The organism is Streptomyces sp. (assembly GCF_031181705.1).
Classification (GTDB): Bacteria; Actinomycetota; Actinomycetes; order Streptomycetales; family Streptomycetaceae; genus Streptomyces.
The window spans coordinates 1-2739 of sequence record NZ_JAPSKN010000161.1 but is presented as its reverse complement, the minus strand read 5'-3'; the positions used below and the strand labels follow the sequence as shown (position 1 = coordinate 2739).

At 71.5% G+C, this 2739-nt stretch carries 3 protein-coding genes; 2 read left to right on the top strand and 1 reads right to left on the bottom strand.

The features are described 5' to 3' along the window. On the bottom strand, positions 1-846 hold an 846-nt coding region (gene ligD, locus RIN80_RS23515), incomplete at its 3' end, for a non-homologous end-joining DNA ligase (protein WP_309097635.1). A 53-nt stretch (positions 847-899) separates the two neighbouring features. Here ligD and RIN80_RS23510 point away from each other — a divergent pair. Further along, positions 900-1943, top strand: coding sequence for a Ku protein (locus RIN80_RS23510; protein ID WP_309097642.1), 1044 nt, complete (start codon positions 900-902; stop codon positions 1941-1943). A 48-nt stretch (positions 1944-1991) separates the two neighbouring features. Next, a partial coding sequence (locus tag RIN80_RS23505) for an MBL fold metallo-hydrolase (protein WP_309097634.1) occupies positions 1992-2739 on the top strand: 748 nt, incomplete at its 3' end.

The window sequence follows — 2739 nt, the reverse complement described above, 5'->3', positions numbered from 1 at the left end:
CGGCGCCAGCAGATCCCCGAAGTCCTGCACCCGCGGCGCGATGTCCCGGGCGTGGAAGTCCAGCCGGCCGGGCGCCCGGCACTCCTCGATCTCCTCCCAGGTCACCGGCGCCGAGACGGTCGGTTCCACCCGGGCCCGCATGGTGTACGGCGTCGCCGTGGTCTTGCGGGCGGCGTTCTGGCTCCAGTCGACGAAGACCTTCCCCGGACGCAGACTCCTGGTCATCCGGTGCAGCGCCAGCCGCGGCATGGCCTTCTCGGCCTCCACGGCCAGCGCCTTGGCGTACTCGGACACCCGCTCGGAGGAGGCCCCGCGCACGGCGGCGAGCAGATGCAGCCCCTTGGAGCCGGAGGTCTTGCCGTAGGCCTGGATGCCGTCCCGCGCCAGCCGCTCCCGCAGCCACAGCGCGACCTCGCAGCACTGCACGATGGTCGCCGGCGCCCCCGGATCGAGGTCGAAGACGATCCGGTCGGCCTCGTCCGGCGTGCCGACCAGCCACTGGTGGGTGTGGAACTCGGCGACGAGGTTGGCCGCCCACATCAGGCTCGGCAGATCCTGCACCAGCACCATCCGCGACGGCCCCTCCACCCGCGGCACCTCGGCGGTCATGACCCACTCGGGCGTACCCGGCGGCACGTTCTTGCTGAAGAAGACCTGCCCGTCCGGCCCGTCCGGATACCGCAGGAAGGACACCGCCCGGTCCCGCAGATGCGGCAGCAGGACCTCGGCGACGGTCGCGTAGTAGTGCAGCACCTCGCCCTTGGTGAAGCCGCTGGCGGGATACAGCACCTTGTCCAGATTGCTGAGCGCGAGCCGTCGCCCCTCCACCACTGTGATAGGCGCCATACGATAAGAATCCCACGCAAACCTGGCAAACACTCCTGAGCGTGACCGGAAGGGTGCTGCACGTGAGATCCATCTGGAACGGCGCCATCTCGTTCGGCCTGGTCAGCATTCCGATCAAGCTGGTGAACGCCACCGAGAGCCACTCGATCTCCTTCCGCCAGATCCACACCGAGGACGGCGGCCGCATCCGCTACCGCAAGTTCTGCGAACTGGAGGACCGCGAGGTCACCCAGGGGGAGATCGGCAAGGGGTACGAGGACGCGGACGGCTCGATCATCCCGATCACCGAGGAGGACCTGTCCAGCCTGCCCCTCCCCACCGCCAAGACGATCGAGATCGTCGCCTTCGTGCCGGCCGACCGGATCGACCCCCTCCAGATGGACGCCGCGTACTACCTCCAGGCGAGCGGCGCCCCGGCGGCGAAGCCGTACACCCTGCTGAGGGAGGCGCTCAAGCGCAGCAACAAGGTGGCGATCGCCAAGTTCGCCCTGCGCGGCCGGGAGCGGCTGGGCATGCTCCGGGTGGTCGGCGACGCGATCGCGATGCACGGCCTGCTCTGGCCCGACGAGGTCCGCGCCCCCGAGGGCGTCGCCCCCGACACCGACGTCACGGTCCGCGACAAGGAGCTGGACCTCGCCGACGCGCTGATGGACACCCTGGGCGAGGTCGACCTGGAGGACCTGCACGACGAGTACCGCGAGGCCGTCGAGGAGGTCATCGCCGCGAAGGTCGCCGGCGAGGCCCCGCCGCAGGCGCCCGAGCCCGCGGCCGGCGGCAAGGTGCTGGACCTGATGGCCGCCCTGGAGAACAGCGTCCGCGCGGCCCGCGAGTCCCGCGGCGAGGAGCCCGGGGACCACGCCGAGGTCAAGTCGCTGCCGCGCGAGACGTCCCGCGCGGCCCCCAAGCAGGCGGGCGGGAAGAAGTCGACGTCGACGGCGAAGAAGACGGCGGCCAAGAAGACGGCGGCCTCGTCGAAGAAGTCGACGGCCAAGTCGGCCCAGGGCGCGAAGAAGACGGCGGCCAAGAGCACGGCGGCCAAGAGCACGGCCAAGAAGACACCGGCGAAGAAGTCGACGTCCCGCAAGCGCTCGGCCTGACAGACGCCGGACGGGTACCCGGCCCTCCGGGGGAGACGGGAGAGCACCATGCACGCCACCCACACCGAGGGCGACGCGGCCGACGACTCGGTCGACGTGCACTTCATCGGCAACGCGACGGTGCTGCTGTCCTACGGCCCGCTCACCCTGCTCACCGACCCGAACTTCCTCCACCGGGGCCAGTACGCCCACCTCGGGTACGGCCTGCTGAGCCGCCGCCTCACGGAACCGGCCCTCGACGTGCACGAACTGCCCCACCTCGACGGGATCGTGCTGTCTCACCTGCACGGCGACCACTGGGACCGCCGGGCCCGCCGCCACCTGGACCACACGGTGCCGATCCTGACCACCCGGCACGCGGCCCGCCGCCTCAGGGTCGTGCACGGCTTCCACCGCACGGCGGGCCTGCGCACCTGGACGTCACTCACCCTCACCCGCGGCGGAACCCAGGTCACCGTCACCGCCCTGCCCGGCCGCCACGCCGGTCACGCGGCCCTGCGCAGACTGCTGCCGCCGGTCATGGGCAGCATGCTGGAGTTCGGCCCCACCGGCGGCCCACCCCGCCTGCGCCTGTACCTCTCCGGCGACACGCTCCTCTACGACGGCCTCGACGAGATCACCCGCCGCTTCCCCGCCGCCGACCTGGCCGTCCTCCACCTGGGCGGCACCACACTCCCCGGCGGCTTCGTCGTCACCATGGACGGCGCCCAGGGCGCGGAACTGGCCCGCCGCCTGCGCCCCCGCCTGGTCCTGCCGGTCCACTACGGCGACTACACGGTCATGCGCTCACCGCTGT